Source organism: Marinilabilia rubra (assembly GCF_003121985.1).
GTDB classification, from domain to species: domain Bacteria; phylum Bacteroidota; class Bacteroidia; order Bacteroidales; family Marinilabiliaceae; genus Marinilabilia; species Marinilabilia rubra.
This window is the reverse complement of record NZ_QEWP01000012.1, coordinates 80,075-101,731: the sequence shown is the minus strand read 5'-3', so window position 1 is coordinate 101,731 and position 21,657 is coordinate 80,075. Positions and strand designations below refer to the sequence as shown.

The following is a 21,657-nucleotide window of genomic DNA, read 5'->3' as shown; positions in this document are numbered from 1 at the left end:
ATTGACCTGCAAAGATACCAAAGATGAAGTGAATTTGCTAACTAAGGCCGATAAAATAGAGATGGTTTGTTTTAGGGGAGCTGACTAATCCACTCTTTTTATTTTTCCTGTTTCTGTTAGGTGAAGCTTCCTTTCAACGATTTTCCGTGGAGCATGATGGGGTGGGAGGACAGATTTTATTTTTTCGAGAAAGGTTCTCTTATCATCAGGTGTTTTTTCCATTACCAATACCAATTTTTGTCCCAGAACAGGATCGGGAACTGATGAAATATAAAATGGCTGATCAATCAAATGGGAAATGCACGATTCCACATCTTCAGGCGATACTTTGATCCCTCCTGTATTAATGATATTGTCGTATCTGCCTTTTATCCTGAATTTTCCTTTATCGTTTATCTCAACAAGATCGTTGGTTACGAAGGGGTCTTCAGAGATGAAAGGTGCATTAATCACCAGGCAGCTACGTTGATCTTTTGTGATGCCAATTCCATCAAATGGGGTAAAAAAAACTTCAGCATTGGATCCATTTACAGGTCTTAAAGCAATGTGTGACAAAGTCTCCGTCATACCATAGGTTTCCCAAACATTAACAGGCTCATGCTGTAATTTGGCTTTAAGATCCGGAGACACCGGACTTCCACCCAAAATGACGGTTCTCAGGAGATTGAGACGACTTTGATCTTTGCTTAGTTCATTACTCATTTGAAGAGGCGTTAGCGCTGCAAAATCTACCGGGGTGTTCAGGTTAGAGAGAGGTGAACCGGAAACCGGAACCGGTATTAAATTAAGTTGCCCGGCAAATGCCCGGACCACCATCATTTTTCCGGCAATGTATTCGCAAGGTAAGCATAGAAGGGCTTTCTGGCCCGGCTTTAAAGCAAAGAAGCCAATGGTATTGAGGGCTGATTGCAGCATTGCCGATTTGGAAACCTTAATCTTTTTGGGGATTCCCGTAGAGCCTGATGTTTTAACTTCAACTTCGGGAGACTCATTCAACCATTCCTCTATGAAACTGTAAAAAGCAATCTCCCATTCAGCAACACTGTTGTTGTTCAACTTTTCTTTACAGAGTTTTTGCAATGCATCAGAATCGTAATAAGTTCCTGAAATGGTTATAGAGTTGTATTGCTTATGTTTGAATGGCATAATTTTATAAAAAGAGTCAAATCAGTTTGGATGTTTAATGGCCAAGATGCCATAGCATTCCGTTGTTGATGAATAGTCCGTTTTCGATGTTATTGGTAAAAACCAGCCCCGTTCCCAATCCCTGTGGCATAGGATTGTTGAGGGTTGAAGTCCATTGAGCGATGGCGTTAAGTCCAATGTTGCTTTCCAGAGCAGAGGTAATCCACCAACCCGAATTCAGTTCTTCAGCCATTTTGATCCATTCTTCCGAAGCCTTCATTCCACCTACCAAACTAGGTTTTAATATGATGTAAGCCGGTTTAATGGTGCTGAGCAATTTCCTTTTATCAGATGGGGTGTTAATACCTATTAACTCCTCATCAAGAGCAATAGGAAGAGGTGTTGTTTCGCACAACCGGGCCATTTCCTGCCATTGGCCTGCTTGTATGGGCTGCTCGATGGAGTGAATTCCCAGTCTGGCAAGGCGATCCATAATTTTAGGGGCTTGTTGAAGGCTAAAAGCACCATTGGCATCAACTCTCAGTTCAAGCTTATCGGCGGGGAATTTTTTTCTCAGGTTTTTTAGTAAACTGTATTCTTCTTCAAAGTCGAGGGCACCAATCTTCATTTTAAGGCATTTAAAACCTGCATTAAGCTTCTCCTGAATTTGTTGCTCCATGCTTTCTTTTGTGTCCATCCAAATGAGACCATTGATTGGTATGCCCACAAGTCCATGGCCAAAGTCTGAGTTAAAAAGAGTCTGGTTGCCATTATTTTGTAAGTCCAATAAAGCTGTTTCCAGACCGAATCGAATGGCTGGCCACTCAATTAGTTTCTCATGGAAATTGTCATTGTAATTGTTGATCTGTGTACAAACTTCTTTGATTTTTTCTTCAATATCAGGCCGGGCATCAGGGCTCAGTTTGGGTAATAAAGAAATTTCTCCGGTTCCTTTAATTTTAGGATTAGAATCATCCCAAACAGAAATAAACCAACTTGGTTTTTCAGTCAAAACCCCTCTCGACGTTCCTCCGGGGATTTTAAACTTTAAAGTATGTGGAATAAAATCAGCTTTCAGCATAATTTGAAGGATTAAAGAAAATAGGTTCCTGTTCCGTATAAAATTACAAACAGCAGTGTGCCCAATGATAAGTTTCGCAATTCCGGATCAAGTTGTGTGGAAGGTTTGCTAAACCGTAAAACAGCCAGAACACTTTTGGCAAACACAGGAAGGGATATCAGTGTAAGCCAGGCTCCCGGACGAGTCTCAAAACCTAAGAGCCAGATAAGCATGGCAACCCATCCGAGGGTAAGCAGGCTAAAATGATAGAAAGCAGCTTTTTTTCTTCCCAGCATGACCGGGAGGGTGTTTTTACCGCTCTTCTTATCACTTTCAATATCCCTGATGTTATTAAGGTTTAAAACTCCTGTACTAAAAAAACCAATGGCAGCGGCAGGGAGAAGAACCGGCCATTGCCAGTAACCTGTATGAAGGAAGAATGTTCCTCCCACTCCCAGTAAACCAAAAAAGATGAATACATATAAATCGCCAAATCCACGGTAACCATAGGGGTTTTTACCCACGGTATAACGGATGGCGGCAGTAATGGCAGCCATACCCATTAAAAAAAAGAAAAATGCATAGAGCTGGTCGCCTTTTATTGAAACATATATAAGAGTTAAGCCTGAAGCCAGAGCCAGAAAAGACGTAATAACAATGGCTCTTTTCATTCTTTTAAGAGAAATTACACCACTCTGAATCATTCTCTTAGGGCCTTGTCTTTCTTCATTGTCAGCTCCTGACAGAGCATCACCGTAATCATTGGCGAGGTTAGAGAGGATTTGAAGAAACAAGGTGGTTAGAGCAGCCAGAGTGAGCACATCCATCCTGAATGCATCTTCTCCTACTGCCAAAAAGGATCCGAGAAAGATGGTTGAAAGGGCCAGGGGCAGAGTTCGTAAACGTAATGAAATAATCCAGGCTTTTATGTTTGACATAGCTTTTAGTTTTTTTTAAAAGGCTTACCCAATAGGAAAAGTTTATAGCCAACCTCAAAATTACTGCTTTTTTAAAGGATGTTGTAAATTGTATGGAAAAAAAGGGCCTTCGAATAAGGGTTTTTTGAGATCTTTGTGTCATAATATTGAACAGACGAAATTATTAGCGGGCATTAATGGAATTACCAAAATCCGACAAAGAAATTATCAGGCTTATAGCCAGGGGTGATGAACAGGTGTTTGAGCAACTGTTCAGGCTATGGTATGCCCGCTTGACCATGTTTGGATACAAGTTCCTGGGGGACCGCCAGGAGGCCGAGAATATCGTTCAGATGGTATTCATCAAGTTCTGGGAAAAGAGAAAAGAGTTAAAAATAAACTCCCTGAAGGGTTACCTTATGGCAGCTGTTCGAAATGGTTGTATCAATGAGTTGAAAAGAGGTCATCATCATTTGTCGGTTGAAGATCAGTTTAATATTGCAGTTTCGACGGAAGAGGATGATTTTGATGAGGAGTTGATGAAGAAAGTTAACGAAGCTATTAACGAGATGCCACCTCAGCGACAGAGAATATTCAAAATGGGACGGTTTGATGGGTTGAAGTATAGGGAGATAGCTTCCAGACTGGGAATTTCTCATAAAACAGTTGAAGTTCAGATGGGAAAAGCGCTCAAGACCTTAAGGGAAACATTTAATCCTCAATGTCTCAAAGAGCGAAAAATAGTTAAGTAGGAATTTCAGGAAACAACAATAAAGCAATGTCAAAAGAAAGAGTAAATATTGATTGGGATCTCGCAGCAAGGGTTTTGAGCGGAGAAGCTGATGAAATTGATCGCGGCCTTTTGGATCAATGGTTAAACGCGAAGGATGCCAATCGCAGGGAGTGGGAGCAAATTTGCAACTCATGGGATAATGGGGGAGAGGCAATAATGGCTTCAGAAATTGATACCTCTGCAGCCTGGAACCGGGTTAAACGCTTTACACTTGAAGACCATGCTGGTCATCAATACAAGTCGTCCAATCATCGTATTGGAATAATTTCGACGATTGCAGCTTCAGTAATTATCTTACTGGGTGTTGCCTGGTTTGTGTTGCTTCAGAATGAAGATTCGTCATCCTCCCTTATTGTTTCTAATTCGACCCGCGAGGAGATGGTGTTGAGCGATGGCAGTTCCATTACACTCAATTCAGGGTCCACATTCAGTTGTAAGCAGCCATTCAGCAAAGAGCAGCGTACAGTAGAATTAAACGGAGAAGGTTATTTTGAAGTAGAAGGCAACAAAGAATGGCCCTTTGTGATTAATACCGGTGAGGTGTCGATCAGGGTAACCGGAACCCGCTTTAACGTCAGGGCTTATCCCAATATTGATGTCACAGAGGTTTCAGTTATTGAGGGTATTGTTGAGGTTTCACCGCTTGGTGGCAGTGATCTGGTGAGATTGGCAAAAGGGCAAACGGCGTTGTTCGACAAAAACGATGAACAATTAATAGTGAAGCAAAGTACTGACCCAAACTTGTTGGCATGGCTAACTCAGAAAATCCGGTTTGATGATGAATCATTGAGTAATGTGGTTGAAACCTTAGAGCGTGTTTACGATGTTAATATTCAACTGGGCAACAATGAGCTTGCCAATGAACAATTAACCGCCCGTTTTAGTGAGAATTCACTGGATTTTGTACTTGAAGTTGTTTGTACTACCTTTAACCTTGAGGCACAACGGGAGGGTGAAACCATACTTCTCAACAGAGCTCCCGACAATAAGTAAGTCCCCCGTGCCGGGCTTTTAACCAATATTTTTTATGGGGCACAATAAGGTACATACAATAATCATTTCGAGAAATGGGCTTTCAATGAGAGCCATTGTTTTTCTGGGGATGTTCTTATGTTGTTTACCCGCTTTAACTGCGCAGTCCAATTTGTTGGATAAAACTGTTTCCTTTTCTTGGGACAGTATCCCCATCTCCCAGTTTCTGGATTCTCTCAGTAGCAAATACCAATTTTCATTTTCTTACGATGCTTCCATTGTCCCCGGTGACAGCATGATTTATGCTGAAGAAGACTCAGTTGTATTAGGTGGATGGCTTAAGCAAATGCTTGGGGATGAAGAGTTGAATATTCATCAGCTGGAAAGCCAGGTGATTATCTCTGAAGAACCCGCGAAAATAGCTCCAGGGGCCATACATGTTCAGGGAGTGGTCATAGACTCTCTTGATGAAACCCCTATGGGGATGGTGAACGTTGGCGTTATTGGGAAAACCATAGGAACAGCTACCAACCGAAGCGGACAATTTAGTTTGTATGTACCACACAGTTATGCTGGTGAGAAACTTGTTGTTTCCAATCTTGGATATCTTAGAGAGCAAATTGAAATTCCATCCAGGGATACCATGGTTCAGGTAGAATTAAGGGAGACTTCAGTGCGGTTGCCCGAGGTACTTGTCAGACATGTGGAACCTATGAATTTAATGCAGGAAGTGGTCAGGAGGAAGCGTGCCAATTATGCTTCTGATCCCTTAATTCTTACTGCCTTTTTCCGTGAATCGATTCAGCAGGATGAGCAATATGTAGATGTTTCGGAGGCTGTCATTGAGATATATAAGCCGCCCTACACAAGTGAGTTTGCACTGGAGCGTGTCAGGTTTGTGAAGGGCAGGAAAGGGGAGTTTACAGGCGATATGGAGATTATTGACTTCAAGCTTCAGGGGGGGCCCTTTCTCTTCAGCCGGGTGGATATTGTCAGGCAGGGTGGATTTTTACCCAATCAGGAGGGCAATTCCAAATATCAATACAGTTTTGAAGGGATGGATTACGACCATGGGCGAAACGTGTTTGTAATTGGGTTTGAACCCCGCAATGATGATGGAGAGTTGCTGTATGAGGGCGAAATCAGGATAGATGAAGAAACATTAGCCATAGTTGGCGCCAATTTTGAAATGACGCGCCGTACTATACGTAAAAGCCGGGAATACCTGATCAGACGTGACAGTCGACGGTTCCGTACAAAACCCATTTTTGCCAAATACAGAATAGATTATCGCCCCTGGGGTGATAAATGGGTGCTGAATAGTGTCAGGGGAGAGGTAAGTATGAAAATTGCGGATCGAAAAAAGAATGTCAGGACTGAATTTAATACCGTTTCAGAGATGTTGATTACAGACTTACGGGAAGGTAATCGTAAAGAATTTCGCTGGTCAGAATCTTTTAAAGCCAACTACATTCTTTCGGAAGAAATTGAGAGTTACGATCCTGAATTCTGGTCAAGGTACAATATCATAAGTCCAGATGAATCCATCCGGGAAATATTCAATGGCAAAGCTTCAGGCAATGCTGAATAACGCATAAAAAGCCGGAATACTATAGAAACCGGCCCGACAAGTTTGTTGTTTTAAAACCAAATTTTATGCTGTTAGGCACAATGTTGTTGTAAATAATTTATGGTAGAGCCCACCGACTTTAAATTTGGCAATTCGTCACTCTTTACTTCCACTTTGAACCGGGTTTCCAAATAAAAAAGGAAACAGGCCATGTCAATATCATCCATAAACAGATCCTCTGTCAATGAGGCTTTTTCATCAATTGCATTCCGTGGAATACCCGTTTGTCTAAATACCTTGTAAAGGTTCCTTCTAATTGATCTAGCGTTCATAGGGCAACTCTCTTTTGATGGTTTAATAGTATGACAATCGAAAGAGGTAGCACACGTATTGAATGGATCGAATTTTTTTTCAAATAGTCAGGGACATGTTTCTTTCTTCCATTTTTTTGCGCATATTGATCAGGGCATAACGCATCCGGCCAAGCGCAGTATTGATGCTGACATTGGTTTCGTCAGCAATTTCCTTGAATGATAACCCAAAGTAATGCCTTAGCTTGATGACCTCTTTTTGAGAATCGGGTAATTCCTCAACCAAAGAAGCTACTTCGCTCAATAACTGCTCATATACCAAATCGTCTTCAATGGTTTGGTCAGAAAAGCGGGAGTGGTTGAAAATATCGTAAGAATACTGGTCGTTTGAGACCATCTGCTGGTTCTTCTGTTTCCTGAAGTGATCGATCACCAGGTTATGGGCGATGCGCATAACCCATGACGTAAACCGACCGTTTTCGCTGTATTTTCCTGCTTTAAGCGAATGGATTACTTTCATAAAGACATCCTGAAAAATATCTTCAGCAAGGTCTCTCTGGCGAACCATTAATAAAATAAATGAATAGATACGTTGCTGGTGCCGATCGATTAATAAATCAATGCACCGCGTCTCACCTGATATAAACTTTTTTACAAGCTCCTCATCAGACAGGCAGTTCAATTCTGTCATAGTTAGAAAGTTTTAGTTTAGCTTGTAAAAATGTTCTATAGGCTTGTGTTTTTCTGGTTACAGAATAATTTGTTGCAAAGTGTTGTTGAAACTTGAGGTGGCTAAATAACAAAAAAATACACAATTTTCCAAGTGTTAAATTTTTTTGTTGATTTGTTTGATTTGGCGGCAAACCTCTTTCGACAGTTTATCTTTGAGTGAATTAAACGCCGGGTTGTCTTCCTTAAAGGCTTTTTCTGTTTTTTGAGCCAGCTGATACAATCCGGATGCTTCCATCGTACCAACAATGCCTTTCAGAGAATGCAGGGTTCGTGCCAGGTCTTCCGTTTCATTATCCCTGATGAGTTGTCCCAGGCGTTCCTTGAAGTCGCTGTAATCGTGACAAAAACCTTTTAGGAGTCTGCTGTACAGGTCGGATCGTCCACCCATGCGACGAATACCCGCCTGAACATCCAGCCCCTCAATTTTCGGAAATTTGTATTCGCGTCCTTTTTCTGTATGTTGCAATGCCTGATCGGCACTTTCAGGTTCCCCGAATACCAGGCGATATATTACTCTGAACAAATCGTCCGGGTCAATAGGTTTGGCCACCAAACCGGTCATGCCAGCCTGTAAACATTGTGCTTCAACATCACCAAGAGCTTCGGCTGTCATGGCAACTACAGGTACATCTTTCCATCCCTCAATTCGCTTGAGCCGCCGTGTTGCCGTATAGCCATTCATTCCAGGCATATGAATATCCATCAGAATAATATCATAGGGGCATTTCCCATTTTGGTTGTTTGCCAAATCAAGAGCTTCTTGTCCGTTGACGGCTGCATCTGTGGTAATGTCGGCCATTGCCAGAAGTTCAACAGTCAATTCCCGGTTGGTCTCATTGTCTTCCACCATTAGCAGTTTTAACGGCTTTTCATTCAATAAGAATTCGCGGTAATTTTTCTTTTTTGGGCCGGCATCCTGCTGTGAATAATCTATTCCACCCATGGCGTCCATGAGAGTATCAAAAAGGATGGAATAATTGACCGGTTTATGCATCAGTACGTAAGGTAATTTGTCTTTGTCCCAATGTTCGCGTAGTTCATCTTCATGAAAAGGGGTCGACAAAATTACCAGGTTTTCAAAACGGTCATTGTAATAAATCATATCATCGGCAGGCGTGTCACTGGCTTTTACCAGATCCCAGTCCAGGAATAAAAGCCAAAACGGATCACCAGAGCTGATCTTTTCCAATTTTCCTTTAAGATCGGTATATGAACAGGTTCGTCTTATCCTAAAACCGAAATCTCCCAGCATGCTTTTAAGTCCGGATGCTGTTTTTACATTTTTACAGGCAATCATGACATTATCGCCGGCCACTTCAAAGGCATGACGCATCTGATCTTTTTTCTGAATCAGTTGCTTATCAATCACCGCGGTGAAGAAAAAGATGCTGCCTTTTCCATATTCACTTTCCACCCATATTTCACCATCCATCATTTGGGTAATCTTTTTGCAAATGGCCAGGCCAAGTCCTGAACCGCCATATTTACGGGAGGTAGAAACATCCGCCTGAGAAAAGGCTTTGAACAGATTATTTCGCTGTTCTTCTTTCAGGCCAATGCCGGTGTCCTCAACAGCAAATAGTAATTCTGTTTTTTCACTTTCGGTGGATTTTACCCTGATTTTTACGTTGACCGATCCTTTGTCTGTGAACTTTACGGCATTGTTGACGAGGTTTACCAAAACCTGTTCCAGGCGAAGAGGGTCGCCAACCAGACTAAGGGGGACTTCCGGTGCAATGTCGAAAATTATTTCAAGGCCTTTTTCGTTGGCCCTGAAAAGTACCATGTCGGCCAGATTTTGAAGCACCTGTTCAAGGTCAAAATCAATGTATTCCAAGTCCAGGCGGCCGGCTTCAATTTTCGAGAAGTCGAGTATGTCATTGATGATACCCAGCAAGGAGCGGGAAGAGGACTGAATGCGTTTCAGGTAATCACTTTGTCCGCGGAAGCCTGATTTTTCAAGTCCCAGGTGAGTCCAACCGATAATGGCATTTAGCGGGGTCCGGATTTCATGACTCATTCTTGCCAGGAAGTCACTCTTGGCGCGAGTGGCGGCTTCTGCTGCTTCTTTGGCTTTCTGTAATTCGATACCGCTTTCGTAACGGGCAATCATTAATCCCATGGTTACGGCAAAAGCCTTGAATAGTGTTTTCTGAGACTCCGCCCAATTGCCGGATTGCATTTCCTGCGCAAAGCCTATAAAGCCCCAGAAGGTTTCATGAACAAAAACCGGAACGATCAGCATTGATGTTGAATTAAGTTTTCGAAGGAATGATTTTTCCCGGTGGGATGCTGAATCGGATGAAATGATTAATTCTTTCTGGTCACTGAGAGTGAAATACCATGAGGGGCTTATGTTTTCGTAAGCCAGGTCTGCCAAATCCCGACGACGGATAGGCTCCAGAGTAGAGCGTTCCCATTCCACGAAATGTTTAAAGAGCAACTTTCCCGGCTCATTACGGTAATTTCTGAAGGCAAAAGCACGATCAACACCGGCTCCCCGGCCAAGAACCCTTAGGGCTCGTTGAAGGGCACTTCTGAAATGCGCGCTTGCAATCAATTCTTTTAAGGCTTCAGAAACACCTTCCAATAATTTATCGCGCACCATTATTTCATTAACAGCCTCTTTTTGAGCTGTGATATCGATGATGACGCCCTGGAATGTGGTTTTACCGGTTGCATGGTCCAATACGGGAAGTCCTTTTTCATACACCCATTTTCTGGCTCCAACCAGATCGCGGATACGGTATTCAATTTCAAACGGGCGTTGGGAATGTAAGGCTTCATCAAGAGTTGTTCTAACCTTTGGTAAATCTTCTTTTTCAATAAATGGAACAATGGACTGTCCTTCTAGTATAAAAGCATTGATGCCAAGACCAATGATTTTTTCAACTCCGCCACTAATAAAGAGCATTGTTCGTTTGGGATCGTTCTGACAATGATAAACGATACCCGGAACGTTGGTGACAATATTCCGGTAGTTTTCGCGACTTCGTTCCAGATCACTTAGCGCCTGCCGGAGCGGTGTAATATCTGTGGACACACCGCAAATTGAAATTATTTTTCCGGTGCGGTCTTTAATTGGAAATTTGTTGGAAAGAAATATTCGCTTTTGATTACCGGCAGGTACATACTCCTCTTTTTGAATAGACCTTCCAATTGACAAAACCTCATCATCATTTTTTTTGAATTCTTTGGCCGCATCTTCCGGATAGATATCCATGTCAGTTCTTCCAATGATCCGGTGTGCCTCCATTCCCAGAGTTTCCTCCATAGGTTGGTTGATAAGGGCATATTTGCCATCAATGTCTTTAACATAAATGAGTGCCGCACTGTTGTTAATGATGTCATTCAGCAACTGTCGGTTGGTTTGGAGTTGCCGGTTGGCTAACTCCCTGGTGTTTTCATCGTGCCGGATTTTTCGAACAAATATCAGGGCCAGCCATACTCCTACAACAATGGCCAGGGCCATGAAAACAGAGAGGACTACAAAACCTATAATGACCCATTCCTCCATTGCATGGTTTTGGTGGTAATTAGCGTTCTCTCCGGCTTGCTGGATGCTCCTGGAACTTTGATCCATCATACTTTGAGCCTCCCCAATTTCTTCGAGTTCATCTACCAGAGTAAGCATTTCCCTCTGGTAACCTGCCAAACCGCGTCGCATGCTTCGCAACGGCTTACTGGATGAGGACTGAGGTGGCACTACCCCGTCAGGAGGAATAAGACTCAAAATACGTTTGAAGACAGTATCAACCATATTGCGGGTGACAAAGTCTTCCGGATAATTCCATAATTGTTTTTCAATTTCCTTAAGGTAAAGAAGCTGAAACATTAAATCATTGTATAACTCAGATTCTTCAAGTTTATTAACTTTTTTCTTTGAATTCCAGGTCAGCCTTCGGGGGAAGGGTTGTCGGGCAGCAGCAAAAACGTCCTGAAACAGAGAGTCCATTTTTTTCTCAGATTCGGAACGATGGTCTTTCAGGTTGATAACCAACAGCCAGTAATGTTTGTATTTTTCAAGCCAGTTATCGATGGATCCAAGTTCTTCGCGACTGTTCTTGTTTAGACGGCTATGGCGGGCTTCATCCAAAAGCACTTCAATGCGTTGGGTAAGACTGTCGACTATATATGATGAGGTAGTGTCTGTTTTCAAGGTGAGGTTTTCAGCCTGAATACGTGAAATATAAATCTGCTGAAGTAACTGGTCGACTTTTTCGGTGCTTCTGACCCAGTCTTTTAGACGTGAGATACCAAGAAGGCTGGCACCGGCAACAAACACCAACAAAAAAAGGATGATGATGTACCCCGCAAGCACTTTTTGGCTAATGGAGCTATTGGTCTTGATTGGATTTAAATATTCTTTTAGCATAAAAACGATGGCATTGCAAACACCTTACATTTCCTCCTTCCGGGATCAACAATGATCCTTAAACGGGAATTAATCACCCATATTACATCCTTGTGCGAGTAATAAAAGGGCAATACATTTTCCTATATAAGAGGTGCAATAACTGCAAAAATGGGAAAATTTAATCAACTATTATCAATTTACAACAGGAAGATTCAGTAATATATTTTTTTACATTGTTCCTGCTAACCTTTGGAAATTGAAAACATCACGGGGAGATTAATCCCCAAAACTCATATTTTATTCTTTATATCTTACTCAATACTTTCTTATCTCAAGGGGTTTGGATTTTAAAAGAGTAAAAACCAATTGCTTTAAATTAAAAGCACATGTGTGTTAAAGATTATAATATCAGTACTATATGTTTGGTCTTAGATCTTATATTTATCCAGAAGCTTCGGGACTAACGATCTATTGTTACTCAAATCATGAAAAAAATCATTCACAAGCAATTGATACAAGAGCCGGATTTTTGCTTATCAGGCTGCCCGGACTTATCAGTTGTCACGAATTAGGGCCAATAGGGTTGTTTTCTTCTGCCCTCTGCCTGAGGTTACTTTTTATTCTACTGAGACTATGAGAAAACTCTGTTCTTGAGTATTTAATGTTATTCCGGAAGAATCCTGATCTGGATTGCATGGGGAATAAACTCAAATAGTTACTGATGGCTTAACGGCCAGTCACTATTACATAACGTTCAAAATTAATTTTTGGTTATGGATTGAATAATTTTTTTTTCTAAGCTTCGTTTTAATTAAATAAACCCCAAAAAGAATGCTAATGAAAAACATTTCTACTATGAATTTGGATGTAATTATAAACCGAAGTCTCTACCTGCAGGAACTTTTGCTCAATCTTCCTGAAGACCGGTTAAAAGAGATGCTTGTTTCTCCACGAGAGGAGTTTGTTGAGTCATTGAAAATCAGATTTAAAGCTGTTTGTGATGTAAGAGGGAGAGGCAACCGGTAATGTGTTTTTACGCCGGTTTTTATGTGAGATATGCATATTGAACCCCCTCTCCATTGGCAGTCAGGTTTTCAGATTTCCTTTGGGAAGCTTAGGAAAGTTGAAACAAAAAATGATAATCTTCAATTTACATTTTTAGCTCTGAAATGTTGATCACTATGATCAGGAAAATTTTATTTTTCCTCTTTTGACTGCTTTATTGGGGATCAATGACAGGTTCTTTTGACGAAATAGCGGTCAATTGATTAATGGTTGATTTCCATTTTTCCTTTATGAACCCGGTAAAAACAAGTTTTATTTACTTTATAATCAGGCACTAAGTAGCTAGTGTCAAATTGTCCTGAACTTTAGTTGTCTCCTTAAATTCTTTGGCTATAAAAAATTGATAACCTCGTCTTGAAATCCTAATTTTGGACATTATAAATTTTCAAAAAACAGAATAATGGAATTTCAGACCAACCCTGAACTCAATCTGGCCCGTGAATTTATTGAGTCTACCAACCGCAATGTATTTCTTACCGGAAAGGCGGGTACCGGAAAGACTACCTTTCTTCATAATTTAAAGGCTACACTTCCCAAACGTATGGTGGTAGTTGCGCCAACCGGAGTAGCTGCCATAAATGCCGGCGGGGTTACCATTCACTCTTTCTTTCAGTTGCCTTTTGGCCCCATACTTCCGGGTGCCGGGAGTCAGGACAATCGCAGTGCCCACCGTTTCAGTCGTCAAAAGATTGATATTATACGAACTCTGGATCTTTTGGTGATTGATGAAATCAGTATGGTTCGGTCTGACCTGCTGGACGGGATTGATGAGGTTTTGCGCCGTTACCGCCGGAGCAGTCTGCCTTTTGGGGGGGTGCAACTGTTGATGATTGGCGATTTGCAGCAATTGGCGCCTGTCGTAAAAGATGAAGATTGGGCATTGCTTCGCCCGCATTTCGACTCGGCATTCTTTTTTGGAAGCCGTGCATTGCAGAAAACCAACTATGTCAGCATTGAGCTGAAACAGATTTTCAGGCAACAGGACGACAGCTTTATTACCGTATTGAATAAAATCCGTGATAATAAGCTTGATGAACAGGGAATAAATCTTCTCAATCAATCTCACAGGCCTGAAATTATTCAGGGAGATGCCGAAGGATACATCACACTTACTACCCATAATTTTCAGGCACGAAAAATAAACGATGCACGCTTGCAAAAATTACCAGGAGATTCACATAAGTTTAAAGCAAAGGTGGAGGGCAATTTTCCTGAAAGTAATTTTCCAACCGAGGGTGACCTGGTTTTGAAAACGGGAGCTCAGGTGATGTTTGTGAAAAATGATCCCTCACCTGAAAAACTTTATTACAATGGGAAAATAGGCAAAATAACGGGTTTTACCAACGATTCCATATTTGTTAAATGTCCGGGAGATTACGAAGCCATTGAAGTGAAAACAGACCGTTGGGACAATGCCCGGTACAAAATAGATGAAGAGACCAAGGAGATTCAGGAAGAAATTGAAGGAACTTTTACTCAGTATCCTCTTAAGACTGCCTGGGCCATTACCATTCATAAAAGTCAGGGGCTCACTTTCGAAAAGGCCATTATTGATGCCAACGCAGCATTTGCCCATGGACAGGTGTATGTGGCACTAAGCCGATGCAAATCACTGGAAGGACTTGTGTTAACAAAGCCATTAGATGTGAGGGCTTTGAAAACCGATGCAGAAGTAACCGGGTTTACCAAAAAAGTGGAGGAGGAGCCCGCTGACGCAGCTACCTTGGATGTAGCCAAAAAGGATTACCGTTTGACCATTCTCCGGGAGATGTTTTCAATGATCTCATTGGAATCTCAGCTGAGCTATAGCTTACGTGTTGTTTATGAAAACAAAGGAGCTGTTCAGGATGAATTACCGGTTTTGTTGGGGAATATGAAAACATTGGTGACATCAGAAATGAGACCGGTGGCCGAAAAGTTTTTTTCTCAGGTGAATAGGTTGATGCAGGAAAACCCAGATACGGACAATAATGATCATCTGCAGGATCGCATTAAAAAGGCCTGTCATTGGTTTCACGAAAAAATGGCAGCGGGGCTGGTCGTTCCATTTGGAGAATTAAAGATAGAGACTGACAATAAAGCCGTACGTAAATCGCTGAAACAGGCTTTTGATAGACTGGGAACAGAACTTATGGTTAGAGCTTTTGCTTTTGAAGCCTGTAAGAGTGGCTTTTCTGTGGAAACCTATCTTAAAGCCAAGGCAAAAGGGGCACTTGAGAAGGTTAAGCAACCGAAAGCCAAATCCACTGTCACAAACAATGTCAAGGTTGAGCATCCGGAACTTTATGCCCGATTAAAACAATGGCGTGACGATCAGGCAGAGGAGTTGGATCGTGATGTATATATGATTTTGCAGATAAAATCAATGAAACATATTGCCAATACATTGCCGGGGTCGTTAAAGGATATGAAGAAGATTCATGGTTTTGGAAAGGCTAAGTTGGAGCAGTTTGGAAAAGAAGTATTGGAAATTGTTTTCGACTATTGTAAAGATAAGGGTATTGAAACATCTTCAGGTAACATTGATCCCTTTGAAATGCCTGCTCCTAAAAAGAAAAAGGAGAAAGTGGATACCAAAAAAGTGACTTTCGATCTTTTTAAGAAAGGAAAGAGCGTGGACGAAATAGCGGAAGAACGTAGTTTGAAGGATACTACCATTTTCCGGCATCTTGGACATTTTGTTGGCCTGGGTGAAGTAAATGTTTTTCAGATAGTCTCTGCCGAAAAAGTGAAAAAAGTTGCTGCCTGGATTCGGGAGAATGCACCGGAAAGTATGACTTCTGTTAAGGAGCAATTTGGCGATGAAGTTAGTTGGGAGGAGATAAGGCTTATTCAGCACCATATGGCGTTTCAGAAAAAAGAAGGGGTTTCATAAAGGAGGATATCTCAAAAGTCCATATTTGATGTAATCCTGAGTGCCTACCCCAAATAATCTTGGGTAATAATGCGAAAATGACAAGGTAAATGCCTTGTCCCTGGAATGGGGCAAATTTGGATAACCCTCCCGATTAAAATCCGGGACAGGCTGGGTGAAAAACCCGGGGCCAGGCCTTACTTAGAATATCGGGTCCCCGAATGCCTGCCTGCAGGCAGGGGGGCCAACTTTCAATTTGCTGAAATTTTGATTTTTACAGAAATCTGTCATTGGTAGCGTAGCCGAAGTATCTTTTCGTTTGATAAAAAGATGTTTTGACTACGCTAAACAAGACATGCTTTTGGTTAAATGTTTTTGATGCAACGTCCTCTACTATATGCTATTGATTCCCATTTACCTCTTTCGTGAAAAATACTTCACCAATAAAAACAATCCACGGAGAACCCATAGAATAACATAAATCACAATACTGAATGCAAAAACGTACCCAATGTGAGTATATAGTTCGCTCCAACTGGTATTGTAATTTATAATTGAGTAGATATTGAGCCCTATTGCTCCAATAAAACAAAGCAGCCAGATAAAAAATTCTCTTCTGAGTTGGCGGGGGGTGATGATAATATTCTTCATAACTAGATCCTATATTTTTCGGGAAGTGTAAGTTTCTCTCCTGTTTCAATAGCAACTTCACCCAGCAAAGTCCAGATGCTGGCATTGTAGCCTTCTCTTGTTAGGGCTTCCGGTGCTTTGCCTTCTCTAATGTATTTGGCAAAAGCCTCCAGCTGAAGGGCTGAATCGTAAAAATCAGTGTTCTCAATAATGGGCTCACCATTGTATTTTACGGCTGTTTCGGGTACCCAACTGGCGCCACCAACCATTACTTTGCCAAAAAATCCTGATTCCATATCGTTGAGCAATTGCAGAATGCCAGGAGCCGGAGGAGGTGTTTCTGTATAGTAGCGGTTTGTTTCAAATTCAATGGTGCCTTTATGTCCCATGATTTGTTCTTCCAAACCATACTTTTTATTGCTGGTCATGGAGTCGTAAATAAACTGAGTGCCATCATTGTAAGAATAGATCAGGGCCACATTGTCGTTTACCTCCCGGCCGTCTTTCCAGAAAACGATACTTCCTGTTCCGGTTACCGAAACGGGTGTTTTTTGGAGGGCCCAGTTCGACACCTGAATCTGGTGCGACATTAACTCAGTCAGAAGTCCGGCCGAATATTCTTTATAAAGCCGCCAGTTGATGAAGCGTTCCATCTCAACGGTGTTGTCGGGTACCGGACGCCGCCAGTCGTTATTACGATGCCAGTAGGCGCGTAATTGCCCCAATTGGCCAAGCTTCCCTTTATGAATGCGTTGCATTCCTTCAAGATAAACAGGGTTGAACAAGCGCTGATGACCTATCTGAAGAATTCTGCCTGTAGATTGATGGGCATCATACATGGCTTTTGTGGTATCCATTGTACGTGCCATTGATTTTTCACAAAATACGTGGATGCCGGCCTGCATGCAATCAATGGCGATATGGGCATGCTGATGCAATGGAGTGGCAATGATTACACCGTCTAACTTTTCTTTTGCGAGAAGTGCTTCGTAATTATTATAAAGAGTCGGAGTGAGAGCATTTTCTTTACACATTTTATTCACCTCCTGAAGGTGGGGGGGATAAACATCGCAAAGCGCAGCAATTTCCAGATTATTGGATTCTTTTAATTCTAATAAAAACCGCAGGAGTTGTTTGCCGCGGCTACCTGTCCCGATGATGGCCAGTCTAACTCTGTCTGACGGTCTTTGGCCGGCCGTGGAAGGTTGGGCAAATGCATTGAGCCAGGGCGAAGCCGCCAAAGTTGCCACAGAACCGGTGAGCGCCATTTTTTTGAGAAATGCTCTTCTTGATTGAATTTTATCTTTCATGAAATATTTTTGATTTTCAGTCCTGATGTATATTCTCAGGATAGTTAAATGTTTTGTGTCTAATGAATGTCAAAAACAGCCCATTTTTTTATGTTGAAATGACTGACTATCTCCTGATGCTTTGCAGGTGGTGCGGCGACCAGAGCTGTTGATAGAATTTCTGCTTCAGCGGCACTATCACTTTGTACACCTGCAGTAATGTTTTCAGATGGTCGTCCGGATCTGGGATCCAATATGTGGGGATGGTTTCCAGATCCCACGCCTGAACCGCTTACAGAAACAGCATCGTTGTTGAGTGCCCAAACTGCTTCTTCAATTTTATTGTCCTGAAAGGAAAAGGGCCAATAATCTCCGTGTGGATGATGCCCCCGTGTTAATATGGAACTGCCGCCAAAACTGATAAAGGCATTTTTTATCTTCATCTCATCCAATGTTTTTGAGGCCTCATCCAGTGCCAGTCCTTTCCCGATCCCTCCAAAATCAAGTGATACACCATTGTGAAGAAACCGGATTTTGTTTTGGGATTCGTTAATTGCGATCATTTCCTCGGGCATAAACTCTGTAACTCTTCCGGCTGGGGGGCGGTCCGTTTCTTTTAATGAAGCATAGGCCCCTCCGGCAAACACATTGAAATAACCTTGCGAGCGATGAAAGTCTTCAATACCTCTTTTTATCTCTTTAAGAAGGACCGGACTTACTACCAATTCGTTGGAATGAGCTGTTTGATTGATTTGAAAGGTTTCGGCGTCGGGATTAAAGCGATCCAGCACCTTTTGAAGTTGCTTTATTTGCCCAAAAATCCTGTCCGAGACCATTTCAGCCAATTCCCGATCAATACCCCAAAGGACTATGTCCAGAAGGGTATTCATCAGGAAAGCATTTTTGTGATGTATCTTGTCAGAATTTTGGTTCCCAGCCTTTTTCATATGTTCTTTCCCATAATTCCATGGCCTTATAACTATTTGTAATGTGTCCGTTTTTAGGATCACAAATAAGCGACTCTCCTGTGCGAGATGAAATGTTGGCCAAATGTCCCAGCAAAGTACTGGTAGCACCTTCGTCGATTGGGGAGTGTTGCTTCTCTTTTCCTCTGATGGCTTCGAAAAAGTTACGGGCGTGTCTTGTGGACATGCTACCGCCGCCACCTAATTGTGTACCGCCCTCGCTACTGCCCGAATGTTTTTCCTTAATGAGACTCCCGTTGCGGTCAAAGAGCTTATAGCCACCTCGGTCTACCCAAACACTTCCTTCAGTACCATAAATGATGGTTCCACGTCCTGAACCATAGGTTTTATGGGAGTTTCGGCTTTTGCCGTCCCATTTAATGATTTTATTCCCGGGAAACCGAAATGTGGCATCCATTGTATCGTACATTGTCCAGCCGTCATCCGGCCAATGGTATTTACCCGAATTGACCATCACGGCTTCAGGAAAGTCCACTTTCAAAGCCCAGCGGGCCACGTCTAACTCATGAACAGCATTATTCCCTGTTTCGGCGGTGCCATAGTCCCAGCCATACCAGTGCCAGTTGTAATCCCATGTATTGTGTTCATAGGCTTTTCTGGGTGCAGGGCCTTGCCACAATTCCCAGTTCAATCCTTGCGGGGGAGCTGCTTTGGTTGGATTGATCACCCTGCCACGAGCGTTACTGTAAAAGGCTTTGGCCATATATACTTCCCCAATGGCTCCATTATGGATCTCATTGATGATTTCGTTGGTCTCTAAAGAAGAACGCTGCTGATTTCCCATTTGTATAACCTTCCCATATCGGTCTCTCGATTTTACCAGTAATTCTCCTTCATAGGGATTGTGGCTACAGGGTTTTTCTACATAAACATGTTTGCCTGCAGCATTAGCCAGCCAGGTTCCTGGTGCGTGCCAGTGATCGGGTGTGGCCAGGAAAACGGCATCCACATCTTTATCGTCGATAACTTTGAAGAAATCTTCTTCCAGTGTCGGACTGTAATCCAATACTTCTCCAAATCTTTTGGCGGCATTATCCATCTGACTTTGCATTACATCGCAGAGGTAAAGCAGACGAACATTGCTTTTGGCATCAGCAATAGGTGGGATGTAAGCGCCCAACCGTCGGCCCAGGCCAATAATGGCCACATTTAACCGGTCATTAGCGCCCATTATGCCTGCATAACTTTTGGGGCTCATTCCCATACCGGCAATGGTCAGCCCTGCGGCGCCCAAAGCGGATTTCTTTAGGAATTCTCTTCTTGAGTTTTTATCTTTTTTCATGATCTGCTCTTTTGTTGACACTGATGATTGTTTTTCTCAATGTTTTTTCGTGATTCTGTTGATCCTTATGACGGTCTATCTCAGTATCTGTTGATTGTTCCGTGGAGGCTGTCTTCTAAGTTGAATGTCATTCTGAGCTTGTCGAAGAATCTTTTTGTCTGACAAAAAGATGTCTCGCCTGCGCTCAACATGACACTCTTTTGGTGTTTTAGACTTTTGAGACAGCCCCTTATTAAATCCTCCTAAAGTTCCTTAATCTTGATGTTCTTGAACTCTACTTCATTGCCATGATCTTGCAGCAGTATATTTCCTTTTTTATATTCTCCAAAGTTGGGCCATTTACTGTATTTGCTGTAAGCTACCAGGGCCCTCCACATTTGGGTGTCACGCTCGTATTCAACTACTTTGATGCCGTTGAGAAAATGCTGGACTTTCTTGCCCTTTACGATGATTTTAGCACGGTTCCAATTGTCGTAACCGTTGACATATTTTTCACGGGGTAAGTGTGGATTGTATTCAAAACCATTGGCTCTTATCAAATCATAAAGTGACGCCATGGTGCGGTTGCCGTTAACGCCTTTTTTTGCATCGGGGTGATGCCTGTCGTCCAGAATCTGAAACTCGCATCCGATGGAAGATCCTGCTCCTTTGTTTAACTCAGTATCTACAAAATATTTGATGCCGCTGTTGGCGCCTTTGGTGATGCTGAAGTCCACAATGAGCATAAAGTCTGCGTATTGCTTTTTGGTAACAATGTCTCCACCATTTTCTGATTCTCCACCTCCTGAGGCATGAACCTTTAGAATCCCATTATTGGTGCTCCAGCCTTTTTCGGGAAAATGATCAAGTTTGGCACCCCGCCACCCTTCAGTGGTTTTTCCGTCCCACAGCAGTTTCCAGCCATTGGCTTTTTCACGTTCTGTAAGCTGATTTTTCAGGTAACTCACCTCCGGAGCTTCCATATTTCTGTATTCATCGAAGTCACTTTCGGTGATTTCTTTCAGACGAATGTTCTTCCATCTTATTTCTTTACCTGCCAGCTTTTTGTTGTTTCCGATGCCGTGAACCTGGAGAGCAATAAAGCCCGTTTCAATGTCTTCTTCAACCAGGTTTGAGGTAGGAACGCCATTAACCCAGGTCATAATATGGTGATCGAAAGCCACCACTTTGAAAGAGTTCCACTCACCTTTTTTGAAGGCATCCCTGGCCTCAGTGTTGTATTCAAGCGGATAGCGCCAGCCTTTGCGAGCTTCGTCGTAAAGACCACCTGCCCACGCTCGTTTGGAGTCTTCGCACTCCACCTGCAGCCCATGGACGCGCCCATTGTTGTAGTCTTTGGTACTGTGACTGCGAATTTGGACACCTGAGTTTAGTCCTTCATCCATTTTCATTTCATATTCCAGAATGAAGTTGGTGAATTCCTTTTTGGTTGCCAGAAATGTGTTGGGCGATTTGGTGACGGATGTACCAATTATGACCCCTTCCTCAACATCATAGGAGGCATCTCCGTTTAAAGTCTCCCAGCCACGGAGATTTTTACCGTTAAATAGTTCTTCCCAGTCGTTCTGAGCATTCAGCCCGGTCATCGACATCATAAGAATTGTAAATAAAAGGGAAAGACATTTTTTCATAGTTCCTCTTTTTAGTATTAATTTGTGAAGGCAATTTAAGGATTGTTAACCCTGGAGGCTAGATGTTTTTGTGTCAAAACTGA

16 protein-coding genes are annotated in these 21,657 nt (G+C 42.3%); 5 read left to right on the top strand and 11 right to left on the bottom strand.

The window, feature by feature from the left end; genetic code table 11:
- Positions 1 to 84 precede the first annotated feature (84 nt).
- From DDZ16_RS14460 to DDZ16_RS14450, 3 genes are read right to left on the bottom strand one after another with little or no spacing between them, the layout of a single operon-like run.
- Entirely contained in the window at positions 85 to 1,146 is a 1,062-nt protein-coding gene (locus tag DDZ16_RS14460; RefSeq protein ID WP_109265201.1) for an AMP-binding protein, read from the bottom strand.
- Between the two features lie 34 nt (positions 1,147 to 1,180).
- Entirely contained in the window at positions 1,181 to 2,206 is a 1,026-nt protein-coding gene (locus DDZ16_RS14455; RefSeq protein WP_109265200.1) for an o-succinylbenzoate synthase, read from the bottom strand.
- 11 nt (positions 2,207 to 2,217) lie between these two features.
- Positions 2,218 to 3,123, bottom strand: a complete 906-nt coding sequence (locus DDZ16_RS14450) for a 1,4-dihydroxy-2-naphthoate polyprenyltransferase (protein WP_109265199.1) — start codon at positions 3,121 to 3,123, stop codon at positions 2,218 to 2,220.
- 176 nt (positions 3,124 to 3,299) lie between these two features.
- Between DDZ16_RS14450 and DDZ16_RS14445 the strand changes: the two genes are divergently transcribed.
- From DDZ16_RS14445 to DDZ16_RS14435, 3 genes are all read left to right on the top strand, one after another.
- Positions 3,300 to 3,854, top strand: a complete 555-nt coding sequence (locus DDZ16_RS14445; RefSeq protein ID WP_109265198.1) for an RNA polymerase sigma-70 factor — start codon at positions 3,300 to 3,302, stop codon at positions 3,852 to 3,854.
- A 26-nt stretch (positions 3,855 to 3,880) separates the two neighbouring features.
- Positions 3,881 to 4,888 (top strand): FecR family protein, encoded by a 1,008-nt coding sequence (locus DDZ16_RS14440; protein ID WP_109265197.1) that lies wholly within the window; start codon positions 3,881 to 3,883, stop codon positions 4,886 to 4,888.
- A gap of 85 nt (positions 4,889 to 4,973) precedes the next feature.
- Entirely contained in the window at positions 4,974 to 6,458 is a 1,485-nt protein-coding gene (locus tag DDZ16_RS14435) for a carboxypeptidase-like regulatory domain-containing protein (protein WP_232526709.1), read from the top strand.
- 71 nt (positions 6,459 to 6,529) lie between these two features.
- Here DDZ16_RS14435 and DDZ16_RS14430 read toward each other — a convergent pair whose 3' ends face one another.
- From DDZ16_RS14430 to DDZ16_RS14420, 3 genes are all read right to left on the bottom strand, one after another.
- Positions 6,530 to 6,769, bottom strand: a complete 240-nt coding sequence (locus tag DDZ16_RS14430) for an acyl carrier protein (protein WP_109265195.1) — start codon at positions 6,767 to 6,769, stop codon at positions 6,530 to 6,532.
- Positions 6,770 to 6,848: 79 nt separating this feature from the next.
- Positions 6,849 to 7,439, bottom strand: coding sequence for an RNA polymerase sigma factor (locus tag DDZ16_RS14425; protein WP_109265194.1), 591 nt, complete (start codon positions 7,437 to 7,439; stop codon positions 6,849 to 6,851).
- A gap of 135 nt (positions 7,440 to 7,574) precedes the next feature.
- The gene (locus DDZ16_RS14420) at positions 7,575 to 11,855 is read right to left on the bottom strand and encodes an ATP-binding protein (protein ID WP_109265193.1); all 4,281 of its coding nucleotides are present in this window, start codon (positions 11,853 to 11,855) and stop codon (positions 7,575 to 7,577) included.
- Between the two features lie 819 nt (positions 11,856 to 12,674).
- On the opposite strand from DDZ16_RS14420, the gene DDZ16_RS14415 reads away from it, so the two are divergent.
- Entirely contained in the window at positions 12,675 to 12,863 is a 189-nt protein-coding gene (locus DDZ16_RS14415) for a hypothetical protein (RefSeq protein WP_109265192.1), read from the top strand.
- 439 nt (positions 12,864 to 13,302) lie between these two features.
- Positions 13,303 to 15,777: a helix-turn-helix domain-containing protein gene (locus DDZ16_RS14410; RefSeq protein ID WP_109265191.1), complete on the top strand. Its 2,475-nt coding sequence runs from the start codon at positions 13,303 to 13,305 to the stop codon at positions 15,775 to 15,777.
- 393 nt (positions 15,778 to 16,170) lie between these two features.
- On the opposite strand, the gene DDZ16_RS14405 is transcribed toward DDZ16_RS14410, so the two are convergent.
- The 5 genes from DDZ16_RS14405 to DDZ16_RS14385 form a co-directional block, all read right to left on the bottom strand.
- Positions 16,171 to 16,407, bottom strand: coding sequence for a hypothetical protein (locus DDZ16_RS14405; protein ID WP_109265190.1), 237 nt, complete (start codon positions 16,405 to 16,407; stop codon positions 16,171 to 16,173).
- Between the two features lie 2 nt (positions 16,408 to 16,409).
- A complete protein-coding gene (locus DDZ16_RS14400; RefSeq protein ID WP_109265189.1) occupies positions 16,410 to 17,696 on the bottom strand; it encodes a Gfo/Idh/MocA family protein in 1,287 nt (428 codons plus the stop codon).
- Positions 17,697 to 17,755: 59 nt separating this feature from the next.
- A complete protein-coding gene (locus DDZ16_RS14395) occupies positions 17,756 to 18,565 on the bottom strand; it encodes an FAD:protein FMN transferase (RefSeq protein WP_232526707.1) in 810 nt (269 codons plus the stop codon).
- A gap of 28 nt (positions 18,566 to 18,593) precedes the next feature.
- Positions 18,594 to 19,943: a Gfo/Idh/MocA family protein gene (locus DDZ16_RS14390; protein ID WP_109265187.1), complete on the bottom strand. Its 1,350-nt coding sequence runs from the start codon at positions 19,941 to 19,943 to the stop codon at positions 18,594 to 18,596.
- A gap of 242 nt (positions 19,944 to 20,185) precedes the next feature.
- Positions 20,186 to 21,574, bottom strand: coding sequence for a 3-keto-disaccharide hydrolase (locus tag DDZ16_RS14385; protein WP_109265186.1), 1,389 nt, complete (start codon positions 21,572 to 21,574; stop codon positions 20,186 to 20,188).
- Positions 21,575 to 21,657 lie beyond the last annotated feature (83 nt).